The 2154-nt window shown below is 65.6% G+C and carries 2 protein-coding genes; one reads left to right on the top strand and one right to left on the bottom strand.

The annotated features are described in order from the left end of the window. The first annotated feature begins 124 nt into the window (after nt 1-124). Nucleotides 125-871, top strand: a complete 747-nt coding sequence (locus VMA74_RS18870; protein WP_325369791.1) for a class I SAM-dependent methyltransferase — start codon at nt 125-127, stop codon at nt 869-871. A 325-nt stretch (nt 872-1196) separates the two neighbouring features. On the opposite strand, the gene VMA74_RS18865 is transcribed toward VMA74_RS18870, so the two are convergent. Continuing rightward, on the bottom strand, nt 1197-2154 hold a 958-nt coding region (locus tag VMA74_RS18865; protein WP_325369789.1), incomplete at its 5' end, for a diaminopropionate ammonia-lyase.

Below are 2154 nucleotides of genomic sequence, written 5' to 3'. Positions count from 1 at the left end.
TGTTCGGGCCTACGAAGGCCATCGCGTTTGGCTTGACGCCCTTCCTGCCGGCGGAGCTGGTGAAGATGGCGCTGGCCTTGGCTTTGTTGCCGTGGGTGCGTCCCGCAATCACCCGACAGGACAGATGACCGCGCAAAACATCTACGACGATCCGGCGTTCTTCGCGGGCTACGCGCAGCTACCTCGTTCGAAAGCCGGATTGTCCGCGGTGTACGAGTGGCCGGCATTTCAGCGCCTGCTGCCGGCATCATTGGACGGGCTGCGCATCCTCGATCTGGGCTGCGGCCTTGGCTATTTCGCACGCGAAGCCGTCGCACGTGGCGCGCGCAGCGTACTCGGCGTTGATCTGTCGCAGCGCATGCTGGATCAGGCGCGTACGCTCGGCGGGGATCACGCGATCACCTACCTGCGTGCCGCTCTGGAGGAGTTCGTTCCGGGCACGGCCGTGTTCGATCTGGTGGTTTCGTCGCTGGCGTTGCACTACGTCGCGGATTACCGGCTCTTGGTCAAACGCGTGGCCACGGCCTTGGTGCCCGGCGGCCGCTTCGCCTTCTCCGTGGAGCATCCGATTTTCACCGCACAGGGCAGCAGTGCCTGGGCGACGAACGCGGACGGCGCCAAGCTGCACTGGCCGGTCGATCGTTATCGTGACGAAGGCGAACGGCGCACGCACTGGTTCGTTGACGACGTGGTAAAATACCACCGCACGATCGAGACCTATGTGAATGGGCTGCTGGAAGCGGGCCTGGTGCTGGCACGCCTGGAAGAACCCGAAGCGACCCCGGCGGAGCTCACCGAGCACCCGGAATGGCTGGACGAACGGCGCCGTCCGCCGTTTCTGTTGATGGCGGCGGATCGGCCCAAGGACTGAGACCAGGCGCCATCGCGTCCCACACATCCTCGTCATGCCTGCGAACGCAGGCAACCACGACAGCGCATCAAAAGACGGGGCATCCCATGGATACGTGCTTCCGCAGATATGATGAATACGGGTCATGATCCGCGGCGGTTGCTATGATACCAGCCGACCTATGCGTTGACCGGCGGCGTTGCCCCAATGTCATGCCGGACGAAGGTCCGAAATCCCGGCCTTACCGTGCAAATACAAAGGAAGGCGTGGATGCCGGTGACAAGCATCGGCATGACATCCGGGCGACTCCAGCGGTCCATACATAGGGCCGTTGATATGAGCCGGCTTATACCGCTCCACCGCCAACCAATCGCGCGTATAGCTCTGGATCCGTTGCACCTTCGGTGCTGAACACCAGTACGTGGCTGGCCGTATTCAGACCGAGCGTCTCGCGTGCCACCGGATCTGCCGCCGCCAGCAAACACCCCGCCAGTCCGGCAACACCCGACTCACCGGCGACGATCTCCGCCTGCGCCAATAGCCGCATAGTGGCCACCGCCGCCGCGTCGGGGATCGCCATGAAGGCAGCCGCCCCGCGTTCCAGCTCCTGCCACGCCAGCAGGCTCGGCTCGCCACACGCCAGCCCCGCCATCAGCGTGTCAAGATTGCCGGGGATGCTGGTGCGCTCGCCCAGCTCCGCTGATGCGAGCAGACACGCGGCACGATCGGGTTCCACCACGATCACGCGCGGCACGGGCACGAACGCCATGCGCATCTGCACCGAGACCGCAGCCGCCACACCACCGACTCCCCCTTGGATGAACACATGGGTTGGTGGCGCACCTGTCCATTGCTCCACCGCCTCGGCGGCCATGACGCGATAACCCTGCATGATCGCTTGCGGCACACGCACGTAACCAGGCCAGGACGTGTCGGACACGACGAACCAGCCATGCGCCTCGGCCTCGATCGCCGAGACGCGCACCGCGTCGTCGTAGCTGCCCCGCGCACGGCGGATCTCGGCGCCGTAAGCGGCGATAGCCGCCTCGCGCCCGGCACTGACAGTCTCGTGCAGGAAGATCACCGCCCGGCAATGGCAACGCTGGGCCCCCCAGGCGACAGCGCGGCCATGATTGCCGTCGGTGGCGCAGGTCACGGTGATTGTCTCGGTCACGTCGCGCCAGCGTCCGGCCATCAAATCGGCGGAGGACGCATCCAACGCCACACCTCGACGCGCGAGTTCGTCAGCCAGCAGCGCGGCCACCGCATAGGCGCCACCCAGCGCCTTGAAGCTGCCGAGGCCG

This window comes from Dyella sp., assembly GCF_035508675.1.
Taxonomy (GTDB): Bacteria; Pseudomonadota; Gammaproteobacteria; order Xanthomonadales; family Rhodanobacteraceae; genus Dyella_B.
The sequence above is the reverse complement of the archived record's forward strand: the minus strand, read 5'-3'. Positions and strand labels throughout refer to the sequence as shown.

Excerpts from the sequence above, each read along its gene's own strand:
- VMA74_RS18870 (WP_325369791.1), top strand. The coding sequence starts at position 125 with ATGACCGCGCAAAACATCTACGACGATCCGGCGTTCTTCGCGGGCTAC.